This is a genomic window from Flavimobilis marinus (assembly GCF_900113055.1).
GTDB lineage: Bacteria > Actinomycetota > Actinomycetes > Actinomycetales > Cellulomonadaceae > Flavimobilis > Flavimobilis marinus.
Map to the genome: position 1 here is coordinate 694,976 of NZ_FONZ01000002.1, position 25,636 is coordinate 720,611.

Annotated in this window: 23 protein-coding genes and 1 tRNA gene; 8 read left to right on the top strand and 16 right to left on the bottom strand. The window is 73.5% G+C overall.

Features of this window, described 5'->3' with window-relative positions:
• Positions 1 to 37 precede the first annotated feature (37 nt).
• Positions 38 to 421 carry an HNH endonuclease gene (locus tag BMZ30_RS08175; protein WP_093377061.1) on the top strand — a complete coding sequence of 128 codons (384 nt, stop codon included), beginning with the start codon at positions 38 to 40 and terminating at the stop codon, positions 419 to 421.
• Between the two features lie 91 nt (positions 422 to 512).
• On the opposite strand, the gene BMZ30_RS08180 is transcribed toward BMZ30_RS08175, so the two are convergent.
• The 7 genes from BMZ30_RS08180 to BMZ30_RS08205 form a co-directional block, all read right to left on the bottom strand.
• A tRNA-Ala gene (locus BMZ30_RS08180) sits at positions 513 to 585 on the bottom strand.
• A gap of 46 nt (positions 586 to 631) precedes the next feature.
• Complete coding sequence (locus BMZ30_RS08185; RefSeq protein WP_093377064.1) at positions 632 to 1,312, bottom strand: histidine phosphatase family protein; 681 nt, start codon at positions 1,310 to 1,312, stop codon at positions 632 to 634.
• Entirely contained in the window at positions 1,309 to 1,728 is a 420-nt protein-coding gene (rsfS, locus tag BMZ30_RS08190; RefSeq protein ID WP_093377067.1) for a ribosome silencing factor, read from the bottom strand. The genes BMZ30_RS08185 and rsfS overlap by 4 nt, the downstream gene beginning before the upstream one ends.
• A gap of 73 nt (positions 1,729 to 1,801) precedes the next feature.
• Positions 1,802 to 3,193 carry a hypothetical protein gene (locus tag BMZ30_RS13945; protein ID WP_093377070.1) on the bottom strand — a complete coding sequence of 464 codons (1,392 nt, stop codon included), beginning with the start codon at positions 3,191 to 3,193 and terminating at the stop codon, positions 1,802 to 1,804.
• Entirely contained in the window at positions 3,183 to 3,791 is a 609-nt protein-coding gene (nadD, locus tag BMZ30_RS08200; RefSeq protein WP_093377073.1) for a nicotinate-nucleotide adenylyltransferase, read from the bottom strand. The genes BMZ30_RS13945 and nadD overlap by 11 nt, the downstream gene beginning before the upstream one ends.
• A gap of 38 nt (positions 3,792 to 3,829) precedes the next feature.
• Positions 3,830 to 3,979 (bottom strand): hypothetical protein, encoded by a 150-nt coding sequence (locus BMZ30_RS13730; protein WP_177191312.1) that lies wholly within the window; start codon positions 3,977 to 3,979, stop codon positions 3,830 to 3,832.
• Positions 3,980 to 4,117: 138 nt separating this feature from the next.
• Entirely contained in the window at positions 4,118 to 5,476 is a 1,359-nt protein-coding gene (locus BMZ30_RS08205) for a glutamate-5-semialdehyde dehydrogenase (RefSeq protein WP_093377076.1), read from the bottom strand.
• Between the two features lie 116 nt (positions 5,477 to 5,592).
• Between BMZ30_RS08205 and BMZ30_RS08210 the strand changes: the two genes are divergently transcribed.
• Entirely contained in the window at positions 5,593 to 6,048 is a 456-nt protein-coding gene (locus BMZ30_RS08210) for a DUF2975 domain-containing protein (RefSeq protein ID WP_093377079.1), read from the top strand.
• 44 nt (positions 6,049 to 6,092) lie between these two features.
• Positions 6,093 to 6,800 carry a helix-turn-helix domain-containing protein gene (locus BMZ30_RS08215; RefSeq protein WP_093377082.1) on the top strand — a complete coding sequence of 236 codons (708 nt, stop codon included), beginning with the start codon at positions 6,093 to 6,095 and terminating at the stop codon, positions 6,798 to 6,800.
• On the opposite strand, the gene BMZ30_RS08220 is transcribed toward BMZ30_RS08215, so the two are convergent.
• The 7 genes from BMZ30_RS08220 to BMZ30_RS08250 form a co-directional block, all read right to left on the bottom strand.
• Positions 6,734 to 7,132 carry a VOC family protein gene (locus tag BMZ30_RS08220; protein WP_093377467.1) on the bottom strand — a complete coding sequence of 133 codons (399 nt, stop codon included), beginning with the start codon at positions 7,130 to 7,132 and terminating at the stop codon, positions 6,734 to 6,736. The two genes, BMZ30_RS08215 and BMZ30_RS08220, sit on opposite strands and share 67 nt — an antisense overlap.
• Before the next feature lie 65 nt (positions 7,133 to 7,197).
• Positions 7,198 to 8,331 carry a glutamate 5-kinase gene (proB, locus tag BMZ30_RS08225; protein ID WP_093377084.1) on the bottom strand — a complete coding sequence of 378 codons (1,134 nt, stop codon included), beginning with the start codon at positions 8,329 to 8,331 and terminating at the stop codon, positions 7,198 to 7,200.
• Between the two features lie 16 nt (positions 8,332 to 8,347).
• Positions 8,348 to 9,874: a GTPase ObgE gene (gene obgE / locus BMZ30_RS08230; RefSeq protein ID WP_093377087.1), complete on the bottom strand. Its 1,527-nt coding sequence runs from the start codon at positions 9,872 to 9,874 to the stop codon at positions 8,348 to 8,350.
• Between the two features lie 113 nt (positions 9,875 to 9,987).
• Positions 9,988 to 10,242, bottom strand: coding sequence for a 50S ribosomal protein L27 (gene rpmA, locus BMZ30_RS08235; RefSeq protein ID WP_093377090.1), 255 nt, complete (start codon positions 10,240 to 10,242; stop codon positions 9,988 to 9,990).
• Positions 10,243 to 10,317: 75 nt separating this feature from the next.
• Entirely contained in the window at positions 10,318 to 10,626 is a 309-nt protein-coding gene (gene rplU / locus BMZ30_RS08240) for a 50S ribosomal protein L21 (protein ID WP_177191323.1), read from the bottom strand.
• Positions 10,627 to 10,883: 257 nt separating this feature from the next.
• Positions 10,884 to 11,471, bottom strand: a complete 588-nt coding sequence (locus BMZ30_RS08245; RefSeq protein WP_093377096.1) for a GNAT family N-acetyltransferase — start codon at positions 11,469 to 11,471, stop codon at positions 10,884 to 10,886.
• 6 nt (positions 11,472 to 11,477) lie between these two features.
• Positions 11,478 to 15,251 carry a ribonuclease E/G gene (locus tag BMZ30_RS08250; RefSeq protein WP_229828504.1) on the bottom strand — a complete coding sequence of 1,258 codons (3,774 nt, stop codon included), beginning with the start codon at positions 15,249 to 15,251 and terminating at the stop codon, positions 11,478 to 11,480.
• A gap of 417 nt (positions 15,252 to 15,668) precedes the next feature.
• On the opposite strand from BMZ30_RS08250, the gene BMZ30_RS08255 reads away from it, so the two are divergent.
• Genes BMZ30_RS08255 through BMZ30_RS08275 form a run of 5 tightly spaced genes read left to right on the top strand, consistent with a single transcriptional unit; the run spans position 15,669 to position 23,565 of the window.
• Positions 15,669 to 17,165, top strand: a complete 1,497-nt coding sequence (locus BMZ30_RS08255) for a cytochrome ubiquinol oxidase subunit I (protein WP_093377099.1) — start codon at positions 15,669 to 15,671, stop codon at positions 17,163 to 17,165.
• A 32-nt stretch (positions 17,166 to 17,197) separates the two neighbouring features.
• On the top strand, positions 17,198 to 18,262 hold the full coding sequence (gene cydB, locus BMZ30_RS08260; RefSeq protein WP_093377101.1) for a cytochrome d ubiquinol oxidase subunit II: 1,065 nt from the start codon (positions 17,198 to 17,200) through the stop codon (positions 18,260 to 18,262).
• Positions 18,259 to 20,040 (top strand): thiol reductant ABC exporter subunit CydD, encoded by a 1,782-nt coding sequence (gene cydD, locus BMZ30_RS08265; protein ID WP_093377104.1) that lies wholly within the window; start codon positions 18,259 to 18,261, stop codon positions 20,038 to 20,040. The genes cydB and cydD overlap by 4 nt, the downstream gene beginning before the upstream one ends.
• Positions 20,037 to 21,818, top strand: coding sequence for a thiol reductant ABC exporter subunit CydC (gene cydC / locus BMZ30_RS08270; RefSeq protein ID WP_093377107.1), 1,782 nt, complete (start codon positions 20,037 to 20,039; stop codon positions 21,816 to 21,818). The genes cydD and cydC overlap by 4 nt, the downstream gene beginning before the upstream one ends.
• Before the next feature lie 13 nt (positions 21,819 to 21,831).
• Positions 21,832 to 23,565: a GAF domain-containing sensor histidine kinase gene (locus BMZ30_RS08275; protein ID WP_093377109.1), complete on the top strand. Its 1,734-nt coding sequence runs from the start codon at positions 21,832 to 21,834 to the stop codon at positions 23,563 to 23,565.
• 27 nt (positions 23,566 to 23,592) lie between these two features.
• On the opposite strand, the gene BMZ30_RS08280 is transcribed toward BMZ30_RS08275, so the two are convergent.
• Together BMZ30_RS08280 and BMZ30_RS08285 are read right to left on the bottom strand one after the other, a co-directional pair.
• Positions 23,593 to 24,969, bottom strand: coding sequence for a dipeptidase (locus BMZ30_RS08280; RefSeq protein ID WP_093377472.1), 1,377 nt, complete (start codon positions 24,967 to 24,969; stop codon positions 23,593 to 23,595).
• A gap of 2 nt (positions 24,970 to 24,971) precedes the next feature.
• On the bottom strand, positions 24,972 to 25,634 hold the full coding sequence (locus BMZ30_RS08285) for a response regulator (RefSeq protein WP_093377474.1): 663 nt from the start codon (positions 25,632 to 25,634) through the stop codon (positions 24,972 to 24,974).
• Between the last annotated feature and the right edge of the window lie 2 nt (positions 25,635 to 25,636).

The window sequence follows — 25,636 nt, forward strand, 5'->3', positions numbered from 1 at the left end:
TCCGTCCCAGCACTTCATCCGCTGCTAGCCTCACCCCATGCCCGCCGTCCGCCAGACCCGCCGCGCCCACGCCGCCCGCCGGCGCACCAAGCGCGTGGCGGCCTCGGGCAGCGACCTGACGAACGACCAGTGGTTCCGCATCCTCGAGGCCTGGGCCTGCTGCGCCTACTGCGGTGCTGATGGTGTCGCGCTGCAGAAGGACTGCGTCCTTCCGATCTCCCGCGGCGGCCGCTACACCCTCGACAACGTCGTACCCGCGTGCGCGTCCTGCAACGCGAGCAAGTGCAACACCGAACTCACCTCGTGGATGCGCCGGCGCCGCCTCGACGAGCCGCAGTTTCTGCGCCGATGGATCGAGATCACCCGCGCGCTCCAAACCACCGAAGACCTCCCGGCGCCGGCATCGGCGGCCACGCCCTGACCGCACGACCCGAGCAGCACTACTCGCCCCACCGGGCCAAAGGGAAACGAGAAGAACCCCCGGCCGAAGCCGAGGGTCCCTCTCAAAAACGTGGAGCTGAGGGGACTCGAACCCCTGACCCCCTGCATGCCATGCAGGTGCGCTACCAGCTGCGCCACAGCCCCGCGATCCTTGCGGATCACCACCCGGCCGTAACCGGGCTCCGCAAGTCTAGACGGAGGATGCCGCCGATTGCCAATCCGGTCCGGCAGCCCAGTGGTCGGGCGCGAAGTCGGGCCCGATGTTGTGCGCGGCGAGCCGCCACGCCGGCACCGCGCCGGCGCCGGACGCCTGCAGCACGGACCAGTGCGCGTTGTGCGCGCCCTGGACGCCCTTCCAGCCGTCGGGGTCGAGCCCGAGCAGCGCGGTGATCGCGATCGAGATCGCGGCGCCGTGCGACACGACCACGAGGGTCTCCCCCGCGTCCAACCCGGCCACGTGCTCCTCGATGGCCTCGACCATGCGCACGCCGACGGCCGCGCGCGTCTCCGCGCCCGTCGTCGTCGGCTCTTCGCCCTTGCGCCAGGCCGCGAACTCCTCGGGCCAGCCCGCGAGCATCTCCTCGCGCAGCATGCCCTCCCACGCCCCGAAACTGCGCTCGCGCAGTCGCTCGTCGGCGACCACGCGCACGCCGGCGGCCTCGCCCAGCACGCGCGCAGTGTCCGCGGCACGCCCCAGGTCGGACGTCACGATCAGCGTCGGGGTCTCCCGGGTGAGCAGCGCCCGGGCGGACTCGTCGGCCTGCCAGCGCCCGACGTCGTCGAGCGGGATGTCGACCTGACCCTGCAGCCGCCCGGCCGCGTTGTACGCGGTCCGGCCGTGCCGCAGCAGGACGAGGGTGCGGGCGCTCACGCGGTGGGCTCGGCCGCGCCGTCCTCGGCAGGGCCGTCCTCGGTCACGCGGTCGTGCAGGTCCGCCGGGAGTGCGACCTCGGGGCAGTCCTTCCACAGGCGCTCGAGCGCGTAGTACACGCGGTCCTCGGCCTGCTGGACGTGCACGACGATGTCGCCGTAGTCGAGCAGCACCCAGTGGGCTTCCTGCTGGCCCTCGCGGCGCAGCGTCTTGACGCCCACCTTGTGCAGGGCCTCGTCGATCGCGTCGACGATGGCGATCACCTGGCGGTCGGTCTTGCCCGACGCGATCAGGAACACGTCGGTCAGCGCGAGCTGCTCGCTGACGTCGAGGGCGATGATCTCCTCGGCCTTGACGTCGGCGGCGGCGCGGGCCGCGATGACGGCCAGTTCTTCGGCACGCTCGGTGGCGGGCATGGTTCTCCTTCAGATAGACGGCGAACCCGGCGGCACCGGGCACACATGGGGCTGGACGGACCAGCCCGCGAAGTCAGGCCCCGGGGGGTCGGACGAGGTCGATGATCGCGACGCTAGCGCTGAGCGCGTCCGCCGTCTCGCCGGAAGCGCTCATGAGCTGCCAGACGATCGCGCCGAGCACGAGCCCGACGACCACGAGGATCAGGTACTGCAGCGGCGTGTAGGTGAGCCAGCTCTCCTCGGCATCGTCCTCGTCGGTGCCGTCGTCCTCGGGGACGTCGCGCACCGGGCTGGTCGCCGCGGGCTGGGCGGCCAGGCCGAGCCTCGGCCACGCGGGCGCGAACGGAACGTCCGGCTCGTCCGCGTCGCCCTGGACGGCGGCGTGCAGCTCGGTGGGCTGCTCGCTCGGGGCGGACGGCGCCTGCGGGTTAATCGCGGGCCACTGCGCCTGGCCGCCGGCGTTCCAGCTCACCGGCTGGGCCGGCTGCGCGGGCTGCTGCGGCGCGACCGGCTGCGCGGGCGCGGTGTCCGGACGCCAGCCCGACGGGGCGGCGGGGGCTCCGAGCGCACCGGCAGCACCGGGCGCGCTCTGCGGCCACGGCGCGCTGGCCAGCGGGGTGCGCTGCCCCTCGGGGACGGCGGGGTTCGGCGGCGTCGCGCCGCCCGGGTAGACGCGCGGCTGGGCCTCGGACATCGCGCGGGCGGCCCCCTCGCGGACGCCGACGCGCTGCGGCGGGCCCTGCGGCTCAGCCTGCGGGCGCGACTGCGCGTCGTCGGGCGCGATCGCGGGGATCTGGTCCGTGGGCATCCGCACGGGACGCGCGGCAGTGATCTGGCCGGTGGCGTCGACGCTGCGGATCGCACCCGTCGAGGCGGGCGGCGCGACCACGGGCGCCTGCTGACGGCGGGCGGCCCACGCGTCGGCGGCGCTCGAGCGCACGACTCCGTGGCTGGGCGGCGGCACCGCGGCGGCGCGGGCGGCGGCAGCCTCGGCGGACCGGCTGCGCGGCGGCGCCGGGACGCCGGCGGGCTCGGGCGACGGCACGGCCGGGACGGCACCCGTGGGCGACGACGTCGAGGTCGCCGGGCCCGTCGGGGTCCACGCGACGCGCGCCGTCGGGGCCGGACGCGGCACGGCACGCTCGGGGAGGGCAGAACGCTCCGCCGTCGAGTGGTCCGGCGTCGCCCCTCCGGCGGAGGAGGGAGCGTTCCCATGCTGAGCGCGGGCGTGCAGGCGCTCCATCTCGCGCTCCTGGGCGAGGGCGAGCTCGCGGAGCTGGCGGCGGGTCAGGGGCGCGGCGTTGGACTCGGTCGCGGTCCGGGTGTCGCCGTTGACCGGCGAGCCGTCGGCGCGGTGGTCGGCGGGTTCGGGGCGGGCGTGCAGCGAGCGTCGCGTCGGGAGCGCCTGCGTGCGGGTGGCGCGGGCGTCGCGGGTGCCGGCGTCGCCGCCGTGCTCAGTGCTCATCGTCAGGATCCCGGTAGAGGCGGTGCTTGCTGATGTACTGGACGACCCCGTCCGGCACCAGGTACCAGACGGGCTCTCCCTTGCGGGCACGGGCCCGGCAGTCTGTCGAGGAGATCGCCAGCGCCGGGATCTCGACCGCGGTCACGGCCTCCGGCGCCAACCCCTCGAGCGACAGACGATGCCCTGGTCGTGTAACGGCAACAAAGTGCGCCAACTTGAACAGTTCTTGCGGATCCTTCCAGGTCAGGATCTGCGTGATGGCGTCGGCGCCGGTGATGAAGAACAGCTCCGCGTCGGGGCGCTCGGCCCGCAGGTCGCGCAGCGTGTCGATCGTGAAGGTGACGGCGTCGCGGTCCACGTCCACGCGGCTCACGGTGAAGCGCGGGTTGGACGCGGTGGCGATCACCGTCATCAGGTACCGGTGCTCGGCGGCGGTGACGTCCTGGTCGAGCTTGAACGTTGGGCGCCCCGTCGGCACGAACACGACCTCGTCGAGGTCGAACCACGCCTGGACCTCGCTGGCGGCGACCAGGTGGCCGTGGTGGATGGGATCGAAGGTCCCACCCATCACGCCGATACGAGGTCGAGGCACAGGCATCCGTCCCTGGGAGCAGTCGGTCGCGGGTTACGCAGAGGTCAGTGGCGGTTGCCCGCGCTGCGGAAGGCGTACGTCACGCCCAGCAGGGCCAGTAGCGCGACGAGCGTGAGGCCGCCGTACGCGAGGGGCTCGATCGGGAGCTCGGTGACCTGGACCTTCTCCGAGGCCAGCAGAGTGGCAGCAAGCACGACGTCCTCCTGGTTGTTGGCGATTGACGGCCAGGGCGGAGGGCTCAGCGCCTTCCCCCGGCAGCGCGTCCTAGTCTCTCACGAGCCGCGTGACCGGCCAGGCCCGAACGCGCCCGCCGACCCACCTTCACCCGATCCTCACGCACGAACCTGACCTTCTCCTGTGACGACCCACTTCGTCGTCGTGAGCTCGCCCAGGCCCATGGGCCCGCGGGCGTGCAGCTTCTGGGTGGAGATGCCGATCTCCGCGCCGAGCCCGAACTGCCCGCCGTCGGTGAACCGCGTCGAGGCGTTCACGTTCACCACGGCCGAGTCGACCTCCGCGACGAACCGCTCCGACGACGGCAGGTGCTGGGTGACGATCGCGTCGGTGTGCCCGGACGACCACGTGCGGATGTGCTCGAGCGCCTCGTCGAGGGAGTCGACCACGCGCACGGCGAGCTCGGCCGCGAGGTATTCGGTCTCCCAGTCGGCGTCCGTCGCGGGCAGCACGTCCACGCCCTGCGGGGCGAGGTCCGACGACGTCGCGTCGCCGTGCAGGACGGCGCCGCCTTCGTTCAGGGCGGCCAGGGCGACCGGCAGGAAGGTGGGCGCGATGTCGCGGTGCACGAGCAGCGTCTCGGCCGCGTTGCAGACGCCGACGCGGTGCAGCTTGGAGTTGAGCACGATCTCGAGGGCCATCGCGGGGTCCGCGGACGCGTCGACGAACACGTGGCAGTTGCCCACGCCGGTCTCGATCACGGGCACGACCGACTCGCGCACGACCGTCTGGATGAGCGCCGCCCCGCCGCGCGGCACGAGCACGTCGACCAGCCCGCGCGCCCGCATGAGCGCCACTCCCCCGGCGCGGCCGAACTCGTCGACCGACTGCACCAGGTCCGCGGGCAGCCCCTGCGCGACGAGCGCCTCGCCGAGCACCCGCACGATCGCCTGGTTGGACGACGCCGCTGCCGAGCCGCCGCGCAGGATCACCGCGTTGCCGGACTTCAGCGTGAGCCCGACGGCGTCCACGGTCACGTTGGGCCGCGCCTCGTAGATCATGCCGACGACGCCCATGGGGACGCGCAGCTGGCGCACCCGTAGGCCGTTGGGCAGCGTGGAGCCGCGCACGACCTCGCCCACCGGGTCCGGCAGGCTGGCGAGCTCGCGCAGGGCGTCGGCGATCGCGCCCACGCGGTCCGGGGTGAGCGTGAGCCGGTCCAGGAGCCCGGCGGTCATGCCGTTCTCGCGGCCGCGGGCGACGTCGTCGGCGTTCGCGGTGACGATCTCGTCCGCGTGGGTGACGAGCGCGTCGGCGAGCGCGTGCAGGGCGGCGTCCTTGGTGCCGCGCGTCGCGGTCGCGAGCGCGCGGGCGGCGACCTTCGCGCGGCGGGCGATCGCGAGGACCGCCTCGGTGACGTCGGCGCTCGGGCCGTCGGCCGGGGTGCCGCTGGCGGTGGGCGTGGCCGCGTCGTCGGGCTGTGCCTGCTGGTCGGTGCGCGTGGGTGCGAGGCTCATCCTCCGAGGCTAGCCGCGGGACCGGCCTGGGCACAGGGGCGGTCCAGAGGGTGGCCATGCGCGACGCCGAGGCGTCCAGCCTTGACTACCGATAGGAAAGCATCGATAGTCGATAGATGCATCCGATCGTCGTCCTCGTGCTCCGCGTCGAGCTGTTCCTCCTCCTGCTCGGGTCGCTCGTGCTGCAGGCCGCCATGCCGACGATCGCGGCGGAACAAGCCCGCGAGTTCCCCGAGGTCGCCCACCTCGCCGCCCCGTACACGGTCCTCGCGATCGCGGCGATCGCCGCCGTCCAGGTGGCGATGCTCGTCGTCTGGCGGCTCCTGACCCTGATCGCCGAGAGCGAGCTCAACACCCGCTGCGGGCTGCGATGCCTCGACGCGATCACCGCGAGCGTCGCGGTCGCGACCGCGCTGAGCACGGGCACGCTCTTCCACCTGCTCGTGATCGTCGGGGTCGGCGGGCCTGGCGTCGTCCTGGCCTTCGTGGGCTGCACCGCTGCGGGCTCCGGGGTCGTGGCGGTGTTGTGGGTGCTGCGCGGCGCGCAGGCCACAGCGATCGGCGAGCGGTAAGCCACCGCCGTCTGACGCCTTGACCGGGCTGCGATAGTGAGGCGGTGTACGCCGAGACGCCCCTGCCGGGAGGCACGCTCTGGTGCTCCCGCGGCGCGGCGAGCGCGCTCATCCCCGCCGACGGCTGCGCCGACGTCATCCTGCGCGGCGACGACGTCCTGGTCGCCGGCCCCTCGACGCGTTCCCTCACGACCTTGCCCGACGACGGCGCCGGCGCGCTGGGATTCCGCTTCACGCCGGGCACCGCGCGGGGACTGCTGAGGATCGATCTCTCGGAGATCACCGACCAGCTGCTGCCCCTCGATGACGTCCTCGGGCGCCGCGGGACGGCGAGTCTGCGCGCACGCCTGCAGCGCGCCCGGGCCGCCTGGCCCGCGGTATCCAGCCCGATCGCCCCGCCCGTTGCGCAGGAGTGGTCTGCGCACGTCCACCAGCACGCGCGCCTCGCGACGCCCGCGCACCTGGTGGCAAGCGACCGAGGCTGGCCGGAGCGCACCTTCCGGCGCCAGGTCTCGGCCGCGTTCGGCTACGGCTACGCGACGCTCGTCCGCCTCGAGCGCGCCCACCGCGCCCAGACCCTCCTGCGTGCGGGCGCCCCGCTCGCTGACGCCGCTGCACGGGCCGGGTATGCCGACCAGCCGCACCTGTCGCGCGAGTTCCGGCGCGTGGTCGGCGTGAGCCCGCGTCAGTTCGCGGGCAGCGCCGCGAAGAGGTCCACCGAGTTGCCGTCGGGGTCGAGCAGCGTCGCGTAGCGCTGCCCCCAGTGCGCGTCCCACGGCTCGACGTGCCCGCGGTAGCCCGCGCCGACCAGCTCGGCGAACGCCGCGTCGACCTGCTCGGGCGTCCCCTTGTCGAAGGCGAGCGCGATCTTGTGTCCGCCCGTCGGCGGCTCATAGCCGGGGTCGAAGCCCTGGATGGTGGCGACGGTGTCCCACGCGAGCGCGGTGCCGTCGTCGAGCAACGCGTCCACGTGGGGGGCGTCGTCCTGCCCCTCGGTAATCATGACGCCGAGCGCGCGGTAGAACGCGAGCGAGGCCGCCATGTCGCGGGTGACGATGCCGATGAATCCGAGTCTCAGTCCCATGGCCCGAGCGTAGGCCGGGCCGAGCGGCGCCGTCGTGAACAGAACGGCCACGCGTGCAGCACGGTTTACGCCCGCGAGCGGACCACCACGAGGTCGTCGCGGTGCACGACCATCCGGTCGTAGCCCTCGCCGAACGCCTCGCGTAGTTCCGCCGTCGTGCGGCCCAGCAGGCTCGGCAGCTCGGTGGCGTCGAACGCGACCAGTCCGCGGGCGAGCACCGCTCCCCCGTGGTCGACGATGTCCACGACGTCCCCGGAGCTGAAGTCGCCCTCGACGCCCGTGATGCCAGCCGCGAGCAGCGACGCGCGCCCGCCGCGCAACGCCGCCGCGGCGCCGTCGTCCACCACGATCCGGCCCTGGGCGTCCGCCGCGTGGGCGAGCCACAGGTGTCGGGCGGTGCGGCGTCGGCCGTAGGGCGCGAAGAAGGTGCCCGTCCGCTCCCCCGTGAGCGCCGCCCCTGCCGCGGCCGCGTTGGTCAGCACCACGGGGATGCCCGAGCTCGTGGCGATGCGCACGGACTCGAGCTTGGTGACCATGCCGCCGGTGCCGACGCTGCTGCCGCGGCTCGTGACCTCGATGCCCGCGAGGTCGTCGGCCTTGCGGACCTCGTCGATGCGGCGCGCGCCGGGCCGGCTGGGCGGTCCGTCGTACAGGCCGTCGACGTCGGTCAGCAGCACGAGTGCGTCGGCGCGCCCCAGGTGCGAGACCAGCGCCGCGAGCCGGTCGTTGTCGCCGAACCGGATCTCGTCGGTCGTGACGGCGTCGTTCTCGTTGATGATCGGCACGACGCCGAGCTCCAGCAGCCGCTCGAGCGCGCGCTGAGCGTTGCGGTACCTCCCGCGCCGCACGGTGTCCTCCGCGGTGAGCAGCACCTGCCCGACGCGCAGGCCGTGGTACCCGAACGCCTCGGTGTACCGGGCGATCAGCAGCCCCTGGCCCACCGAGGCGGCGGCCTGCGCGGTCGCGACGTCCGTCGGCCGCCCGCTCAGCCCGAGCGGGGTGATCGCCGCGGCGATCGCACCCGACGTCACGAGCACCACCTGCGTGCCCGCCGCCCAGCGCTCCGCGACGACCTTCACCAGGGCGTGCAGCGCGTCGAGGTCGAGCCGGCCGTCCGCGCCCGTGAGCGAGGACGAACCGATCTTCACGACGACGCGCGCCGCCCGGGCAACGTCGGCGCGCGTAGCTTCAGCAGTCACGCGCCCATGGTGTCACTCAGGACGTCGAGGGGTCGTCGTCCGTCCAGATCCCGGCCTCGCGCTCGGTCCACAGCTCGGCCCGCGCGTCGGCCTTGGCGTCCATGCGGTCCTTGTAGTGCTCGCGCTTCTGGTTGCGGGTCTTGCGGCTCGAGTCGTCCAGGCGCAGGTCCGTGCCACGCGGGCCGGTGAGCAGCTCCGAGCCGGTCATGAGCGTGGGCTCCCAGTCGAAGACGACCGCGCGCGGGCCGTCGCCGATGACGACCTCGGCCCCGGCGATCGCACCGGCCTTGAACAGGGCCTCCTCGATGCCGATCAGCGCGAGGCGGTCCGCGAGGTAGCCGACGGCCTCGTCGTTGGTGAAGTCTGTCTGGCGCACCCAGCGCTCCGGCTTGGCGCCGCGGATCTGGAAGTACTCGCGCTCGCCCTCCTGCTTGCGGGTGACGGTGAAGCCGCGGTCGTCGACGGCCTTGGGCCGGATGATCACGCGCTGCTTGCTAGGCTCGGCGGCCGCGGCCCGGGCCTTCTCGACGTGCTCGGCAAGCGCGAACGTCAGCGGGCGCAGGCCCTCGTGGCTCGCGGTCGAGATCTCGAGCACCTGCAGGCCGCGGGCCTCGAGGTCGGGGCGGACCATCTCGGCGAGCTCGCGGGCCTCGGGCACGTCGATCTTGTTCAGCACGACGATGCGGGGACGCTCGTTGAGCGGGATGCGCGTGCCGTCGACGTCGAGGTCACCGGCGTACGCGGCGAGCTCGGCCTCGATGACCTCGAGGTCGGAGATCGGGTCGCGGTCCGGCTCGAGGGTCGCGCAGTCCAGCACGTGCACCAGCACGGCGCAGCGCTCGATGTGCCGCAGGAACTCGAGCCCGAGGCCCTTGCCCTCGCTCGCGCCCGGGATCAGCCCGGGGACGTCGGCGACCGTGTAGCGGGTCGAGCCCGCCTGCACGACGCCGAGGTTCGGCACGAGCGTCGTGAACGGGTAGTCGGCGATCTTGGGGCGCGCGGCGGAGATCGCGGCGATCAGCGAGGACTTGCCGGCGCTCGGGTAGCCCACGAGCGCGACGTCGGCGATCGTCTTGAGCTCGAGGACGACGTCGGCCAGGTCGCCCGGCTCGCCCAGCAGGGCGAACCCGGGGGCCTTGCGCTTGGCGGACGCGATCGCCCAGTTGCCGAGGCCGCCGCGGCCACCCTGCGCGATGACGTACTGCGCGCCGTCGCCCACGAGGTCCGCGAGGACCTCGCCCTCGGGCGACTTCACCACGGTGCCGTCGGGCACGCGGAGGATCAGGTCCTCGCCCGTGGCGCCCTGGCGGTAGTCGCCCATGCCCATGCCGCCACGGTCCGCGCGACGGTGCGGGGAGTGGTGGAACTCGAGGAGCGTCGTGACCTGCGGGTCGACGACGAGGATGACGCTGCCGCCGTCACCGCCGGTGCCGCCGTCGGGACCGGCGAGAGGCTTGAACTTCTCGCGGCGGATCGAGGCGCAGCCGTTGCCGCCGTCCCCACCTGCGGCGTGCAGGACGACGCGGTCGACGAACGTGGCCATGGTGTTGCTCCTTCTGCGGTGCTACGGGTCGCGCGGGGTCCTACGGGGATCATGCAAGCAATGCGAAAGGGGCGCACCGTGACCGGCGCGCCCCTTCTCAGCGTGTGACGAGGTCAGACTGCCTCGACGATGTCGATGACCTTGCGGTTACGACGGGTACCGAACTGGACGGCACCGGCGACGAGAGCGAACAGCGTGTCGTCCTTGCCGCGGCCGACACCCTCACCCGGGTGGAAGTGCGTGCCGCGCTGGCGAACGATGATCTCGCCGGCCTTGACGACCTGGCCACCGAAGCGCTTGACGCCGAGGCGCTGGGCGTTGGAGTCGCGACCGTTGCGAGAGGAGCTCGCACCCTTCTTGTGTGCCATGACGGAACCTGTTTCTCTATCGCGTGCGAAAAGTGGGGGAATCTCGAACGACGCCGTCGCCGGCGCCGCGAGGCATCACTTGATGCCGGTGACCTTGAGGCGGGTCAGCTGCTGACGGTGACCCTTGCGGACCCGGTAGCCAGTCTTGTTCTTGTACTTGAGGATCTCGATCTTCGGGCCCTTCTCGTCCCGAACGATCTCCGCGGTGACGGTGACCTTCGCGAGCGCCGCAGCGTCGGTGGTCACCTTCTCCCCGTCCACAAGCAGGAGGGCAGGCAGCTGGACAGACTCGCCGGCGCCGCCGGAGAGACGGTCGACGACGACGACGTCACCCACGGAAACCTTCTCCTGGCGGCCACCAGCCTTGACGATCGCGTACACCACGTTGCTGCTCATCTCTCTAGGTCTTCACGGCGTGCTCATCACTGGACTTGATCGCTCCAGGAGCACACGGGAACCGGCACAACACTTTTCGCGCCGACGATCAAGGTTACGGGGCGCACGGCAGGCGGTCAAATGACCGGCCGAGCCACACCCACCCCGCGCAAGCGCCCGCACGAGGGGCACCGAGGCACGATGATGCCCCACTCTACCCGACGCCCCGCCCGCGACGCGCCGGCCGGCCGTGGGCGTGCGGCACCTCACACCGGGCGCGCGAGCCACTCGTCGCGGAGCACGCCCATGACGACCGAGTCGTACCGGACGCCGTCGACCACGCGTGCCTGGCGGAAGCGCGCCTCCTCGGCGAAGCCGAGCACCTGCCCGACCCGCACCATCGCGGCGTTCCCCGACCACGTGGAGTAGTCCAGCCGCACCCAGTCGGTGTGCGCGAACAGGTACGAGGTCCAGGCGGCCAGTGCCGCGCGCCCGACGCCGCGCCCGCGCTGGTCCGGGTCGAACACGGTGACGCCCATGCGCGCCCAGTCGGTCTCGCGGGACTCCCAGTGCCAGGACACGGTGCCCACCAGGGCGTCCGTGACGGCGTCGGCGATCACCAGGCGGCGCGGCGGCAGGCCGTCCTCCGACGGCGGCAGTCCCCCGTGCTCGGCGATCGCCCGCTCGAGCGTGGCCGCGGCCGCGTCGGCCTCGGCGTCCGTCGGGCGCGCGAAGTACGGGCCGTCCCAGCGGTGCCAGTCGTGGTGCGGCCGGAGCCACTCCCGGTAGGGAGAGACGTCGTCGGCCCGCCAAGGGCGCAAGGGCGCTCCGGGCGGGCCGACGACGGTGCTCATGACTCGTCAGTCCTGCGGGTTCGACGCACCAGCCTCGACCACAGGCTCGGACGCTCCGGCTCCGGCGGAGCCGGCGGAACCGGACTCGGCGCTGCCGCTGGTGTCGGCCGGAAATCGAGCCGCCTGAGCGGCCTCCGCACCGGCGCCAGCGTCGCCTGCCTCCTGGCCCGCAGCCGCGGGAGCGTCGGACGTGGGAGCGTCGGCTGCCGGGACGGGCACCTCGGCCGGCGCGGCCGTGGTGCCCGCAGCGCGGGTGGTGCGCCCGCGGGACCCCGCGGCGCGGGTGCTCCGTCGCGGCGCCTTCTTGGGCTCAGCCTCAGGAGCAGCCTCAGCAGGAGCAGCCTCGGCGGGAGCCCCCTGAGCCTCAGGCGCAGCGTCAGCCGACTCCGCCTTCTCCTCCTCGTGGCGCTTGAGCTCGGCGAGCACGTCGATCACGAGGGCCGAGTTCTTCGGGTCGGCTGCGCCGGCCTCGCTGGCCTCCGCGACGGACTCGGCCGACGGCGTCGCCGCGGCCGGGTGCTCGTCGTGCTCGTGGGCGTGCGCCGCAGCCGCGGCGATCGTGGCGAGCGTGGCCTTGACGGCCTCGCGGGCCTCGGGCAGCACGGGGACGACCGGCACGTTCGCCGGGACCTCGTCCTTGGCTCCCCCACGCTTGCGGCGCGAGCGCTTCTCGTCGCCGCCGGCCTTGGGCGCCGACTGCTGCTGGCCGCCACCGTTGCCCGCCGGGCGCTCGTTCGGCTCGGTGTGCACGATGAACCCGCGACCGTTGCAGTGCTCGCAGGTGGAGCTGAACGCCTCGACGAGGCCCTGGCCTACGCGCTTGCGGGTCATCTGCACGAGGCCGAGCGAGGTGACCTCGGCGACCTGGTGCTTGGTGCGGTCCCGGCCCAGGCACTCCACCAGACGGCGCAGCACGAGGTCACGGTTGGACTCGAGCACCATGTCGATGAAGTCGATGACGATGATGCCGCCGATGTCGCGCAGCCGGAGCTGACGCACGATCTCCTCGGCCGCCTCGATGTTGTTGCGGGTGACCGTCTCCTCGAGCGTGCCACCGGAGCCGGTGAACTTGCCCGTGTTGACGTCCACGACCGTCATGGCCTCGGTCCGGTCGATCACGAGCGAGCCGCCGGAGGGCAGCCAGACCTTGCGGTCCATGCCCTTGGCAAGCTGCTCGTCGACGCGGTGCTCGGCGAACACGTCGTTCGTGCCCGTCCACTTGGTCACGCGCTCGGCGAGGTCCGGGGCGAGCTGGCCGACGTAGCCGGAGATCTCGTCCCAGGCGCTGTCGCCGGAGATCACCAGGGAGGAGAAGTCGTCGTTGAAGATGTCGCGGACGACGCGGATCGCGAGGTCCGGCTCACCCTGCAGCAGGGCGGGCGCGGACGCCGTCTTGGCCTTCTTCTCGATCTTCTCCCACTGGCCCTGGAGGCGGGCGATGTCGGCGCGAAGCTCGTCCTCGCTGGCCCCCTCGGCGGCCGTGCGGACGATGACGCCGGCGGTGTCCGGCACGAGCTCGCGCAGGATCTTCTTCAGGCGCGAGCGCTCGGTGTCCGGGAGCTTGCGGGAGATTCCGGTCATGCCGCCGCCCGGCACGTACACCAGGTAGCGACCGGCGAGGGTGATCTGCGACGTGAGGCGCGCGCCCTTGTGCCCGATCGGATCCTTGGTGACCTGCACGAGCACGGAGTCGCCGGACTTGAGCGCCTGCTCGATGCGGCGCGGCTGGCCCTCGAGGCCGGCGGCGTCCCAGTTGACCTCACCGGCGTACAGCACGGCGTTGCGGCCCTTGCCGACGTCGATGAACGCGGCCTCCATGCTCGGCAGCACGTTCTGCACGCGACCGAGGTAGACGTTGCCGGCCATCGAGGCCTGCTCCTGCTGGGAGACGTAGTGCTCGACGAGCACGCCGTCCTCGAGCACGGCGATCTGCGTGCGACCGTCCGCCTCACGCACGACCATCGAGCGCTCGACGGACTCCCGACGGGCCAGGAACTCGGCCTCGGTGATGATCGAGCGGCGACGCCCGGCGTCGCGGCCCTCGCGCCGGCGCTGGCGCTTGGCCTCGAGACGCGTGGAGCCCTTGAGCGCGGTCACCTCGTCCGACGGCGCGCGGGTGCGGCCCGACGACGACGCGCGGGGGGCGTCGGACTCGCTGCGCGAGCCACGGCGGCGACGGCGCCGACGACGGCTCGAGCCCTCGTCGTCGTCCTCACCGTTGTCTGCGCCCTCGGCGTTGTCCGACGCGTCCGTGTCCTCGTCGGCGGAGTCGTCGTTGCGCTCGGCGCGGTCGTTGCGACCGTTGCGGCGGACGTTGCCGTCGTCCTCGGCGTCGTCCACGTCGTCCTGCGAGTCGCCCGACGAGTCGGACTGGCTGCGGCTGCGGCGGCCACGGCCACCACGGCGGCGGCGACGGCGCGGCGCGGAACCCTGCTCGTCGTCGTTGTCGTTGTCGCTGTCGTCCTCGTCCGCGGAGTCGTTGCCGTCCGCCGCGCTCGCGTCCGTGTGCTCGACGTCGGGGTCGAGGTTGTCGTCCTCGTTTTCCTCGAGCTCGGCGTCCTCGTCGGCGGCGGTCTCGACCAGGGCGGGGACGAGGGCCTCGGGCGGGCCGGCGGCGGCCGAGACGCGGCGGCGCGTGCGGCGCGGGGTGGTCTCGGGCGCCTGGAAGAGCACGGCACCGGAGGCGGGGCGGCTCTGTGCGGCCTCCGCAGCGTCCTCGGCGGGCGCCTCCGCCGCGGCGTCGGTCGTGGCGTCGGTCGTGTCCGTGTCGCTCGCGGGGCCGGCGGCCTTGCGCGAACGTCCGCCGCGGGAGCGCGAGGGCCGGCGCTCGGCGGGAGCCTCGTCGTCGGCGTTCGTGGTGGTGGTCGGGTCCGTGGCGGCCAGCTCGCTCGTCTGGGCCGGGGCCTCGTCGGTCGCGGCAGCCTCGGGGGCGCCGGCGCCGCGGGAGCCCCGCGAGCGGCGGGACCGCGCGGGACGCTCGGCGGCCTCGGGCTGCGCGGCGGCGTCCGCCTCGGGAGCGGCGTCGGGCGCGGCCTTCGCGGAGGCGCGTCCACGGCGGCGACCCTGCGGGGCGTCGTCGGCGGCCGGGGCCTCCGCGGGCGTCTCGGCGTCGGCAGCTGCGGCCTCGAGGGTCAGCTGGTCGGCGTTGGTCGCCTTGGCGCGGCTGCGACGCTGCCGCGGCGCGCGCTCGGGGGCGGGCTCGGCGTCGGCCGCCTGCTCCGGTGCGGAGGCCTGCTCGGGTGCGGCCTGCTCGGGTGCAGCGGCCTCGGCCGCGACACCCTCGCCCGCGGGCTTGGTGGCGCGGCGCGAACGGGAGGGACGCTTGGCGGCGGGCGCCGTCGTCGGCTCCTGCTGCTCGGTGACGGACGGCGCGCTCTGCTCGGTGCTGGCCTGCGCGTCGCTGGCCTGCGCACCGGTGGACTGGTCTGCCGACTGCTCGGGCGCGGCGCTCCCCTTGGCGGGGCGCGGGGCGCGCTTGCGCGGGGGACGCTCGGCGGCCGTGCGCTCGGGCAGCTCGATGTCGAGCGCCTCGGGCGCCTTCGCCGGTCGCGTCGCGGAACGCTGGCGCTGGGGCGGCGCGGTCGACGCGAGCTCGGCCATGACGTCGAGCGTCGGCCGGTCGGAGGACTGCGGCGCCGACGTCGTGAGCGGCTCGGCGGCGGGAGTGACGGCGGCGGTGTCGGCGGCGGCCGGGGTGCCAGCGGTGCGGACGACGCGGCGGCGGACCTTCTTGACGGGCTGCGCGGCGTTGTCGGATGCGGTGGTGCTGTCGGAATTCACGCGGGGTGCTCCTGTGCCCTGGTCCCGCCCCACACCGTGCGGGCCCCGTGGGCTGGTAGTCGTCGCTCGCTGCGAGTCTTCGCTGCGGCGACGGAAGTCGTCTGGTTCGGTTCGGGGGGCCAGGCGGGCCGCGCGGGCGCTCGCTCTACCGGCACTCTGCCGACGGCGGCGCTCCGGCCGCGTCACCGCTGGCTCTCGAGCACGATCGCGATGGTCCGGTGTGGGGACCGCTCGCTGAGCCGAGTATCGCACAGCAGCCCCGATCGGCGTGGGAAGCGACGTGCTTCAGGTCACTCGCGCCGCCCGCAGCGCAGGGACCAAGGTCCCGGGGGCCGTAGGTCCCGCCTTCATAGGTTCGGAGGTGACACGACAGCGCGTCAGCAAGCGCTGCCCGGCCCGCGACCCGTGGAGCAACTTGTGGACGTCCTGGACCTTGCTCGGTGGCAGTTCGCGATCGTGACCGTCTACCACTTCATCTTCGTCCCCCTGACGATCGGGCTCGCGCCCCTCGTCGCGATCATGCAGACCGCCTGGGTGCGCACCGGCAACGAACGCTGGCTGCGCCTGACCAAGTTCTTCGGCAAGCTCATGCTGATCAACTTCGCGATCGGCGTCGTGACCGGGATCGTGCAGGAGTTCCAGTTCGGCATGAACTGGAGCGAGTACTCGCGGTTCGTCGGCGACGTGTTCGGCGCGCCCCTGGCCATGGAGGCGCTCGCCGCGTTCTTCATCGAGTCGACGTTCCTGGGCGTGTGGATCTTCGGCTGGGACCGCATCAGCAAGAAGGTGCACCTCGCGTGCATCTGGGCCGTCGCGATCGCCGTGAACATCTCCGCCTACTTCATCCTGGCGGCGAACTCCTGGATGCAGCACCCGGTCGGCACGATCTACAACGAGGAGACCGGGCGCGCGGAGCTCGTCGACATCTGGGCCGTGCTCAGCAACTCGACGCTCCTCGCGGCGTTCCCCCACACCGTCACCGCGGCATTCGTCACGGCCGGGACGTTCGTGGCAGGCATCGCCGCCTGGTGGATGGTCCGCCTGGTGCGCTCCAAGAAGCCCGAGAACATCGAGCTCGCCCGCAACGTCTACCGGCCCGCCGTCGTCCTCGGCACCGTGACCATGCTCGTCGCGGGCGTGGGCGTCGCGTTCACCGGCCACTGGCAGGCCCAGCTCATGTTCGAGCAGCAGCCGCCCAAGATGGCCGCCGCCGAGGCACTGTGCGAGACGGAGACCGGGGCGTCGTTCTCGATCCTCACCGTGGGTGACCTCACCGGCGACTGCGCGAGCGTCAAGCACCTGATCTCCCTGCCCGGCCTGACGTCGTTCCTGGCCGACAACCGGTTCGACTCGACCGTCAAGGGCACCGAGCAGCTCCAGGAGGAGTACGCCGAGAAGTTCGGCGCCACGAACCCCGAGACCGGCGAGGAGCTCGACTACATCCCGAACCTCGCCATCACCTACTGGAGCTTCCGCCTGATGATCGGGTTCGGCGCCGGCTCGGCCGCGCTCGCCCTCGTCGCGCTCTGGCTCACGCGCCGGGGCAAGGTCAGCGACAACGTGTGGTTCTCCCGCCTCGCCCTCATCGCGATCCCCACCCCGTTTCTCGCGTCCGCGTTCGGGTGGATCTTCACCGAGGTCGGCCGCCAGCCGTGGGTCGTGGCGCCCAACCCGAACCCGTCCGGCGTCGACGGCGTCTGGATGATGACCTGGCGCGGCATCTCCACGAACGTCAGCCCCGCGATGGTCCTGACCTCGATGATCGCGTTCACGCTGCTCTACGGCGTGCTGGCCGTCGTGTGGGGCAAGCTCATGCACCGCTACGCCATCGAGGGCGTGCCCACCTCGGTGCGTGACGAGTCCCCGGAGGCCAACGCCGACGGCGGCGACGCCCCCCTGTCCTTCGCGTACTGACCCGCTGACCCGCACAGAAAAGAGACGTGCACATGGAACTCCAGATCCTCTGGTTCGTGCTCATCGCCGTGCTCTGGGCCGGCTACCTCGTCCTCGAGGGCTTCGACTTCGGCGTCGGCATGCTCCTGCCGGTCCTCGGGCGCACGGACACAGAGCGTCGCGTCCTGATCAACACGATCGGGCCCGTGTGGGACGGCAACGAGGTGTGGCTGATCACTGCGGGAGGCGCGACGTTCGCCGCGTTCCCCGAGTGGTACGCGAGCCTGTTCTCCGGCTTCTACCTGCCGCTGCTGCTGATCCTGCTCGCGCTGATCGTGCGCGGCGTGAGCTTCGAGTACCGCGGCAAGATCGACGACCCCCGCTGGGCCGCCTGGGCCGACCGCGGCATCATCGTCGGGTCCTGGGTGCCCGCGATCCTGTGGGGCGTGGCGTTCGCCAACCTCGTGCGCGGCGTCGAGCTCGACGCGGACCACATCTTCACCGGCGGGTTCTTCTCCCTGCTCAGCCCGTTCGCGCTGCTGGGTGGCCTGGTCACCCTCGGCCTGTTCCTCACGCACGGCGCCGTGTTCCTCGCGCTCAAGACCGACGGCGACGTCCGCGTGCGTGCCCGCGCGCTGGCGCTCAAGCTGTCGATCGGCAGCGCCGCCGTCGCCGCCGTGTGGGCGATCTGGGCGCAGCTCGCGTACTCCGTCGCATGGACCTGGGCGGCAGTCGTCGTCGCCGCCGTCGCGCTCGGCGTCGTCGTGCTGCGGACGTCGCAGGGCAAGGAGCTGCGCGCGTTCGTGGCGTCGGTCGCGGCGATCCTCGCGGCCGTCGTGCTGATCTTCGGCTCGATGTACCCCGACGTCATGCCCGCGGTGGACCCAGCCAACTCGCTGACGATCACCAACGCGTCGTCGACGGCCTACACGCTCACGGTGATGACCTGGGTCGCCGCGTTCCTGGTGCCCGTGGTGCTCGTCTACCAGACGTGGACGTTCTGGGTCTTCCGGCGGCGCCTCAGCGTCGAGGACATCCCGGCACCCCACGGCCTGAGCCTGCGCAAGGTCCGCACCGCGCTGCACGACGCGTTCGAGGTCGGATCCACCAAGTCGTGAAGCCGCTCGACCCGCGCCTGCTGCGCTACGCCCGTGCCGCCCGCCGCTACGTCGTCCTGACGGCAGCCACGGGCGTCGCGACGACGGCGCTGGTCGTTGGCCAGGCGGTGCTGCTCGCCGCCATCCTCGCCCCGACGATCACCGACGGCCGCCCGCTCGCCGACTCGGCCGGGCTCGTCGCTGCGCTGGCCGCCGTCGTCGTCGTGCGGGCGCTCGTGGTGTGGGTGCAGGAGCGCTACGCCCACCGCGCGGCGTCCCGCGTGATCGCGGACCTGCGCGGCCAGGTGGTCGACGCCGCGGTCGCGCGCGGGCCGCGGTGGCTCGCCGACGGGCGCGGCGCCTCGACCGTCACCCTGGTGACCCGGGGGCTCGACGACCTCGAGCCGTACTTCGTCCGCTACGTGCCCCAGCTGCTGCTCGCGGCGCTGCTCACGCCCGCGACGCTGCTCGTCGTCGGCGGCTTCGAGTGGGTGTCCGGGGTGATCATCGGTGTGACCATCCCGCTGGTGCCGATGTTCATGATCCTCGTCGGGCGGCTCACGCAGGGCGTGTCCGAGCGGCGTCTGGTGACCATGCAGCGGCTGTCCGCCCAGGTGCTGGACCTCGTCGCGGGCATCCCGACGCTGCGCGCGTTCGGCCGCGAGCGCGGTCCCGGCGCGCGCGTGCGAGAGCTCGGCGAGGCGCACCGGCGCGCCACCATGGGCACCCTGCGCGTGGCGTTCCTGTCCGGCATGGTGCTCGAGCTGCTGACGACGCTGTCGGTCGCGGTGGTCGCCGTGGGGATCGGGCTGCGGATGGTCTACGGCCACATGGACCTGTTCACCGGGCTCGCCGTGCTGATCATGGCGCCCGAGGTGTACCTGCCGCTGCGCCAGGTGGGCCTGCACTTCCACGCCTCGACGGACGGCATCGCCGCGGCGAACCAGGCCTTCGAGGTTCTCGACGGCGCCCCGGCGGTGCCGTCGCCGGCTGCCGGTTCGCGCGAGGGCTCCGGGCGCGAGGTCGGGACGCGGGTGTCCGTGCGGTTCGAGGGCGTGTCCGTGCGGGCGCCGGGACGCGACGTGTGGGCACCGGCCGGGCTCAGCGGCGTCGTGCGCGCGGGCGCCGTCACCGCGCTCGCCGGGCCGAACGGCGCCGGCAAGACCACCGCCGTCCTCGCGATGCTCGGCCTGCTCGCCCCGGACGCAGGGCGCGTCCTCGTGTCCTTCACCGACCGGGCCGACGACGGCGCTCCCCTGCCCGAGCAGGACCTCGCCCAGGTGCCCGCGGACCTCTGGCACCGCCACGTCGCCTGGGTGCCGCAGCGGGCGCACCTCTCCCCCGGGACGATCCTCGACGCCGTGCTCGACCGGGAGGCGTCGCCCGCCGGCGCGGAGGTGCCGTCCCCCGCGGTCCTGCGGGCCGCCGCGCTCACGGGGCTCGACGACGTCGTGGCGGAGCTGGCCGACGGGTGGTCGACCCGCATCGGGCAGGGCGGGCACGGCCTGAGCCTCGGGCAGCGCCAGCGCATCGCCCTGACGCGTGCCCTCGTCGTCGACCGCCCGCTGGTCGTCCTCGACGAGCCGACCGCGCACCTCGACTCCCTGTCCGCAGACCAGGTCCTGGCCGCCATCACGGCGCTGCGCGAGCGCGGCTGCGCCGTCGTCGTCGTCGCCCACCGCGAGGCGCTGCTCGCCGCGGCGGACCACGTTCTCGAGGTGCGCTCGGCGTCCATCGTCGACGACGCTGACCCCGCGCCGCAGAACACCACGCTGCGCACCGCGGAGGTCGGCGCATGAGCGCCCTGCGCGAGCGGCTCCGCACGGACCCGCTGTGGCGCGCCGTCGGCCGGCTCGACGTGCCGTGGGGCCGGACGGTGGCCGCCGTGCTGCTGGGCGCCGCGACCCTGGGCAGCGCGCTCGGCCTCGCCGCCGTCTCGGCCTGGCTGATCGCGCGCGCGTCGCAGATGCCTCCCGTGCTGACGCTGTCCGTCGCGGTGGTGTCGGTGCGCGCGTTCGGGATCTCGCGCGGGGTGTTCCGGTACCTCGAGCGGCTGACGTCGCACTCGGTCGCGCTGCGCGGTATGGCCCGGCTGCGCGAGCACATGTACCTCGCGCTCGCGCAGGGGCGGCTCGCCGCGGTCGCGCCGCTGCGCCGCGGGGACCTCCTCGCGCGCGTCGGGCAGGACGTGGACCACGTGGGCGACGTGGTCGTGCGCTCGCTCATCCCGGCCGGGGTGGCGCTGGTGGTGAGCCTGGGCGCCGTCGTGCTCGAGACCGCCCTGCTGCCGTCGGCCGGTGTGCTGCTCGCCGCGTGCCTCGTGCTCGCGGGCGTCGTCGCCCCCGTTCTCGCGCAGCGGGGCAGCCGCGACGTCGAGGTGCGCACCAGCGAGGCACGGGCGCGGATGTCCGCGATCGCGCTCGAGATCCTCGAGGACAGCCCGCAGCTCGTGGTCGCTGGCCGCATGCCCGAGCGCACCGCGGACCTGCGCGCCACCGACGCGGCCCTCGTGCGCACCGCCGACGACGCCGCCCGTCCCCTCGCGGTCGCCGCGGCCCTGGCGAACCTGGCCGTCGGCGTCGCGGTGCTCGGCGCGGTGCTGCTCGGGGTGCCGGCCGTGACGGCGGGGACGCTCTCGCCGGTCGCGCTCGCCGTCGTCGTGCTCACTCCCCTGGCCGCGTTCGAGGCGACGACCGTCCTCCCGGCGGCGGCGACCCAGCTCCTCCGCTCCCGCGCCGCGGCGACCAGGATCATGACCCTCCTCGACGCGGCAACCCCACCCCCCGACCCCGCCACAGCATCGCCGGCGTGCCGCTCGCAGATGCAGGGCACTCGATCGGAGAGGTCGGGCGCGTTCGTCGCGGCCGAGGGTGTCGCGTGCGGGTGGGGGCCGGGGGCCGTCGTGGTGGAGGGGCTCGATCTCGAGCTCGCCGCCGGGCGGGTCGTGGCGCTCGTGGGACCCAGCGGGATCGGGAAGACCACCGCGCTCATGACCCTCGCCGGGCTCGTCCCGCCCCTCGCGGGCACGGTCACCAGCGGCACCGACGCGTCCACCTCGCCGCTCGTGCTCACCACCGAGGACGCCCACCTGTTCCGCACCACGATCCTCGAGAACCTGCGCGTCGCGCGCGGCACCGTGACGCCCGAGGAGGCCACGCGCACGCTCGACGACGTCGGCCTCGGCGCGTGGCTCGCGGGCCTGCCCGACGGGCTCGACACCGACCTCGACGCGGCGACGGTCTCGGGCGGGGAACGACGTCGGCTCCTGGTCGCCCGAGCGCTGCTCGCCGACGCCCCCCTGCTCGGCATCGACGAGCCCGCCGAGCATCTCGACGCGGAGGCCGCCGACGCGTTCATGACCGAGCTCGTCCCCGCGCTCGCCCGCGCGGGTCGCGGCGTCGTCGTCGCCACCCACCGGCTGTCCGGCCTCGAGCACGCCGACGAGGTCATCGTGCTCGCTCGGCGTGCCCCCGGCGCCCCCGCCCGCGTGACGGCGCGCGGCACGCACGTGCACCTGCTGGACACGGACGCGTCGTACCGTGAAGCCTGGCAGCGTGAGCAGCGCAGCCGACGGTGAACGGAAGGCAGTCATGAGCAAGGACGAGGCGCGCCCGCGCATCTACCCGCCCACCCTCGAGGCCGGTGAGTCGGTGCTCGAGTCCGTCCTCCAGCTCGCCAGCAACCTGGACCTGCCGGACCTCCTCAAGACGTTCGTGGAGACCTGCGCACGCGTCAGCGGAGCCCCGTACGCCGCGATCAACGTGCTCAACCGCCACGGCGTCTCGACGACGTTCGTCCAGGTGGGCGTGACGCCCGAGCAGGTCGCCGCGATGGCGCACCCGCCCGGCGCGCACGGCGTGCTCCGCACCATCCCCCACCACGGCACGCTCGTCCTGGACGACCTCATGGCGGACGAGGCCTACGAGGGCTTCCCCGAGGGGCACCCACCCATGCACGGGTTCCTCGGCACGGCCATCAGGATCGGCTCCGAGGTCTACGGCTACCTGTACCTCGCGGAGAAGGCCGGGGGGTTCAGCACCCGCGACCGCGGCATCGTCGAGACCCTCGCCGCCGCCGCGGGCGTCGCCATCCGCAACGCCCAGCTCTACGAGCTCGCCGCGCGCCGCGAGCAGTGGCTGCGCGCCGGCCAGGAGCTCACCACGATCCTGCTGTCCGGCGACCAGGACGAGGAGGAGGTGCTCGAGCAGATCGTCTCGACGTCCCGGCGCATCGCCTGCGCCGACACGGCCGCGCTCGTGCTCCCCGGCGTCGGCGGTCGTCTGTTCTTCGAGCTCGCCGAGGGATGGTCGGCGTCCGACATCATCGGGCTCGAGGTGCCGCCCGACGGGATCGCTGGGACGACGCTCAGCTCCGGGTGGGGCATGCTGCTCGACCTCGCGTCCGCGCCCGGCATCCGCGTGGAAGAGATGCGCCGGTTCGGCCCCGCCTTGTACGCCCCGATGGGCAGCGCGGACCAGCCCGTCGGCGTCCTCGTGCTGCTGCGCAAGATCGGCGGGCAGCCGTTCGACGAGACCGACCTCGCCACCGCCGAGACCTTCGCCGCCCAGGCCGCGATCGCCATGGTGCTCGCCACCGCGCGCCAGGCGCAGGCCGCCGCCGAGCTCACCGGCGAGCGCGAGCGCATCGCGCGGGACCTGCACGACCTCGCCATCCAGCAGCTCTTCGCCACCGGCATGCAGCTCGAGACCATCAAGCGGCGCGCGTCGCGCGGCGTCGACCCCACGGAGCTCATCGGCGTCGTCGACGAGGCGCTCGACAACGTCGACTCGACCGTCCGGCAGATCCGCGCGATCGTGCACGCCCTGCGCGACCCCGACGCCGCGACGGGCCTCGTGGAGCGGCTGCGGCGCGAGGCGTCGCTGGCCCGCACCGGCCTCGGCTTCGCCCCGTCCCTGGTCGTGACGATCGACGGGCACGTCCTGGGATCCGACCTCGCCGAGGGCGAGATCGCCCCCGACGAGTCCGTCGCCGACGACTTCATCGTGCCCCCGCTGTCCGACGACGTCGTGGCGGTCGTGCGCGAGGGCCTGGCCAACGCCGCCCGGCACGCGCACGCGACGTCCGTGCAGGTGTGCGTCGTGGTCCAGACCGTGCGCACCGACACCCTGCCCGGGGTCAGCTACCCGGGCGAGGTCACGGTCGAGGTGACCGACGACGGCGTCGGGCTCGACCAGCTCTCCGGCCGCCGCTCGGGCACCGGGAACCTCGCGTCGCGCGCCCGCCAGCACGGCGGCACCTTCGCGCTCGAGCCGAACGCCTCGGGCCGGGGCACGACCGTCACCTGGACGGCGCCGATCCCGTAGCGGGCGCTAGGCCTGGGAGCTCAGGCGCTAGGCCTGGGCGCCCAGGCGCTGGAGGAAGAGAGCCTCGCCGACCGCGAGGCGCTCGATCTCCGCCGGGTGCACGCTCTCGTTGGGCGCGTGGATGTTCGACGCCGGCTCCTCGGCACCCATGAGCACGATCTCGGCGTCCGGGTTGACCTGCTGGAACACGTTGCACAGCGGGATCGAGCCGCCCTGGCCGCTCGTCACGGTGACGTCCGCGGCGAACGCGTCGGCCAGCGCCTGGCTGAGCACGGCGAAGGCCGGACCATCGGTGCGGGCGCGGAACGGTCCGCCCGGAGTGTCGCGCGTGATCGTCAGGTGCGCGCCCCACGGGACGTGCGACTCGAGGTGCGCGACGAGCAGGTCCTGCACCTCGGCGGAGTCCATGCCCGGCGGCACGCGCAGGTTGAGCCGGGCCGCCGCGCGCGGCTGCACCGCGTTGACGGCACCGACGACGTTGGGCACGTCGAAGCCCGTGACCGTCAGTGCCGGGCGGGCCCACAGCGCGTCGCTGACGCGCGCCGAGCCGGTGATCTCGACACCGTCGAGCAGCCCGGCGTCCTCGCGGAAGGTGTCCGCGTCGTAGTCGACCCCGTCCCAGGTGCCGGTAGCGTCGAGACCGTCGATCGTCAGGACGCCGTCAGGGCCGCGCAGGGACGCGAGCATGGCGATGAGCGCCGCGACCGGGTCGGGCGCCGCGCCGCCGTACTGGCCCGAGTGCACCGCGCCGCGCAGGGTCGCGACCTCGACCTCGACGTCGGCGGAGCCGCGCAGCGAGACCGTCAGCGTCGGCTGGCCGAGCGCCACGTTGCCGGCGTCGGCCACGAGGACGACGTCGACCGGGAGGTCGTCGGGGTGGGCCAGCAGGTAGTGCTCGAGCCCGCCGGTGCCCTGCTCCTCGGAGCCCTCGATCACCACGCGGATCCCGACCGGGAAGCCGTCGATCTTGGCGACCTCCCGCAGGGCCCGCAGCGCGGTGAGGTGCGCGATGATGTTGCCCTTGCAGTCCGCAGCGCCGCGCCCGTAGAGGCGGCCGTCGCGCTCGGTGAGCTCGAACGGCGGCGTGGTCCAGGCGGCTTCGTCCAGGGGCGGCTGGACGTCGTAGTGCGCGTACAGCAGGACCGTCGGCGCGCCCTGCGGGCCCGGCCGGTGGCCGATCACGGCGTAGGTGCCGTCGGGGGTCTCGACGAGCTCGGTGTCCGGCACGCCCGCGTCGCGGAAGGCGTCGCGCACCCACGTCGCGGCCTCGACACAGCGCTCGGGCGGCACCTGGCGGGGGTCGGCGATCGATGGGATCGCGACCAGGTCGGCAAGCTCGCGCAGCCCCTGCTCCATGAGGCCGGCGACGGCCTGGGCGAGCGGGGCGGTGGTCGTCTCGCTCATGCTCAGCGGCCCTCGCTCGACCACTCGCGGTTCTTGCGGCCCGCGGCCCACGCGGCCACCTGGGTCCGGCGCTGCAGGCCCATCTTCGCCAGGAGCGACGTGATGTGGTTCTTGACCGTCTTCTCGGCGACGCTCAGACGCTCGGCGATCTCGCGGTTGGACAGACCTTCGGCGATGAGGTCCACCACGCGCAGCTCGCTCGGCGTGAGGTCCGCGGTGGGGTCCTCGTGCTCGGCGCGGCGGCGCGTGACGGTGCGCTCGTCGAGCAGCACGCGGCCCGCGGCGACGGCGTGGATGACGTCGGAGATCTCCGCGCCGCGCACGCTCTTGAGCAGGTATGCGGCCGCGCCGGCGTCGAGCGCCTCGGCGAGCGCACGGTCGTCGTCGAACGACGTGAGGATGATCGGGCGGCTGGTCGCCCCGGCGGCCTTGAGCTGGCGGATCAGGTCGATGCCCGTGCCGTCGGGCAGCTGCAGGTCCACGAGGATCACCTGGGGCTGGACGAGCGCGGCACGGCGCAGGCCCTCCGCCACCGAACCTGCCTCGGCGACGACGTTCAGGTTCTCGGACCGGTCGACCACCTCCGCGATCCCCCGCCGGACGACCTCGTGGTCGTCGACGATCATGACGGTGATGGGCCCAGAGCTCTCAGTCGTCGCACGCATGA

Excerpts from the sequence above, each read along its gene's own strand:
- BMZ30_RS08175 (WP_093377061.1), top strand. The coding sequence starts at position 38 with ATGCCCGCCGTCCGCCAGACCCGCCGCGCCCACGCCGCCCGCCGGCGC.
- BMZ30_RS08205 (WP_093377076.1), bottom strand. The coding sequence starts at position 5,476 with ATGAGCCTCGCACCCACGCGCACCGACCAGCAGGCACAGCCCGACGAC.
- cydB (WP_093377101.1), top strand. The coding sequence starts at position 17,198 with ATGGAACTCCAGATCCTCTGGTTCGTGCTCATCGCCGTGCTCTGGGCC.
- BMZ30_RS08275 (WP_093377109.1), top strand. The coding sequence starts at position 21,832 with ATGAGCAAGGACGAGGCGCGCCCGCGCATCTACCCGCCCACCCTCGAG.
- BMZ30_RS08245 (WP_093377096.1), bottom strand. The coding sequence starts at position 11,471 with ATGAGCACCGTCGTCGGCCCGCCCGGAGCGCCCTTGCGCCCTTGGCGG.
- obgE (WP_093377087.1), bottom strand. The coding sequence starts at position 9,874 with ATGGCCACGTTCGTCGACCGCGTCGTCCTGCACGCCGCAGGTGGGGAC.
- nadD (WP_093377073.1), bottom strand. The coding sequence starts at position 3,791 with ATGCCTGTGCCTCGACCTCGTATCGGCGTGATGGGTGGGACCTTCGAT.
- BMZ30_RS08285 (WP_093377474.1), bottom strand. The coding sequence starts at position 25,634 with ATGCGTGCGACGACTGAGAGCTCTGGGCCCATCACCGTCATGATCGTC.
- BMZ30_RS08220 (WP_093377467.1), bottom strand. The coding sequence starts at position 7,132 with ATGGGACTGAGACTCGGATTCATCGGCATCGTCACCCGCGACATGGCG.
- rpmA (WP_093377090.1), bottom strand. The coding sequence starts at position 10,242 with ATGGCACACAAGAAGGGTGCGAGCTCCTCTCGCAACGGTCGCGACTCC.
- rsfS (WP_093377067.1), bottom strand. The coding sequence starts at position 1,728 with ATGCCCGCCACCGAGCGTGCCGAAGAACTGGCCGTCATCGCGGCCCGC.
- cydC (WP_093377107.1), top strand. The coding sequence starts at position 20,037 with ATGAGCGCCCTGCGCGAGCGGCTCCGCACGGACCCGCTGTGGCGCGCC.
- BMZ30_RS08280 (WP_093377472.1), bottom strand. The coding sequence starts at position 24,969 with ATGAGCGAGACGACCACCGCCCCGCTCGCCCAGGCCGTCGCCGGCCTC.
- BMZ30_RS13945 (WP_093377070.1), bottom strand. The coding sequence starts at position 3,193 with ATGAGCACTGAGCACGGCGGCGACGCCGGCACCCGCGACGCCCGCGCC.
- BMZ30_RS08210 (WP_093377079.1), top strand. The coding sequence starts at position 5,593 with ATGCATCCGATCGTCGTCCTCGTGCTCCGCGTCGAGCTGTTCCTCCTC.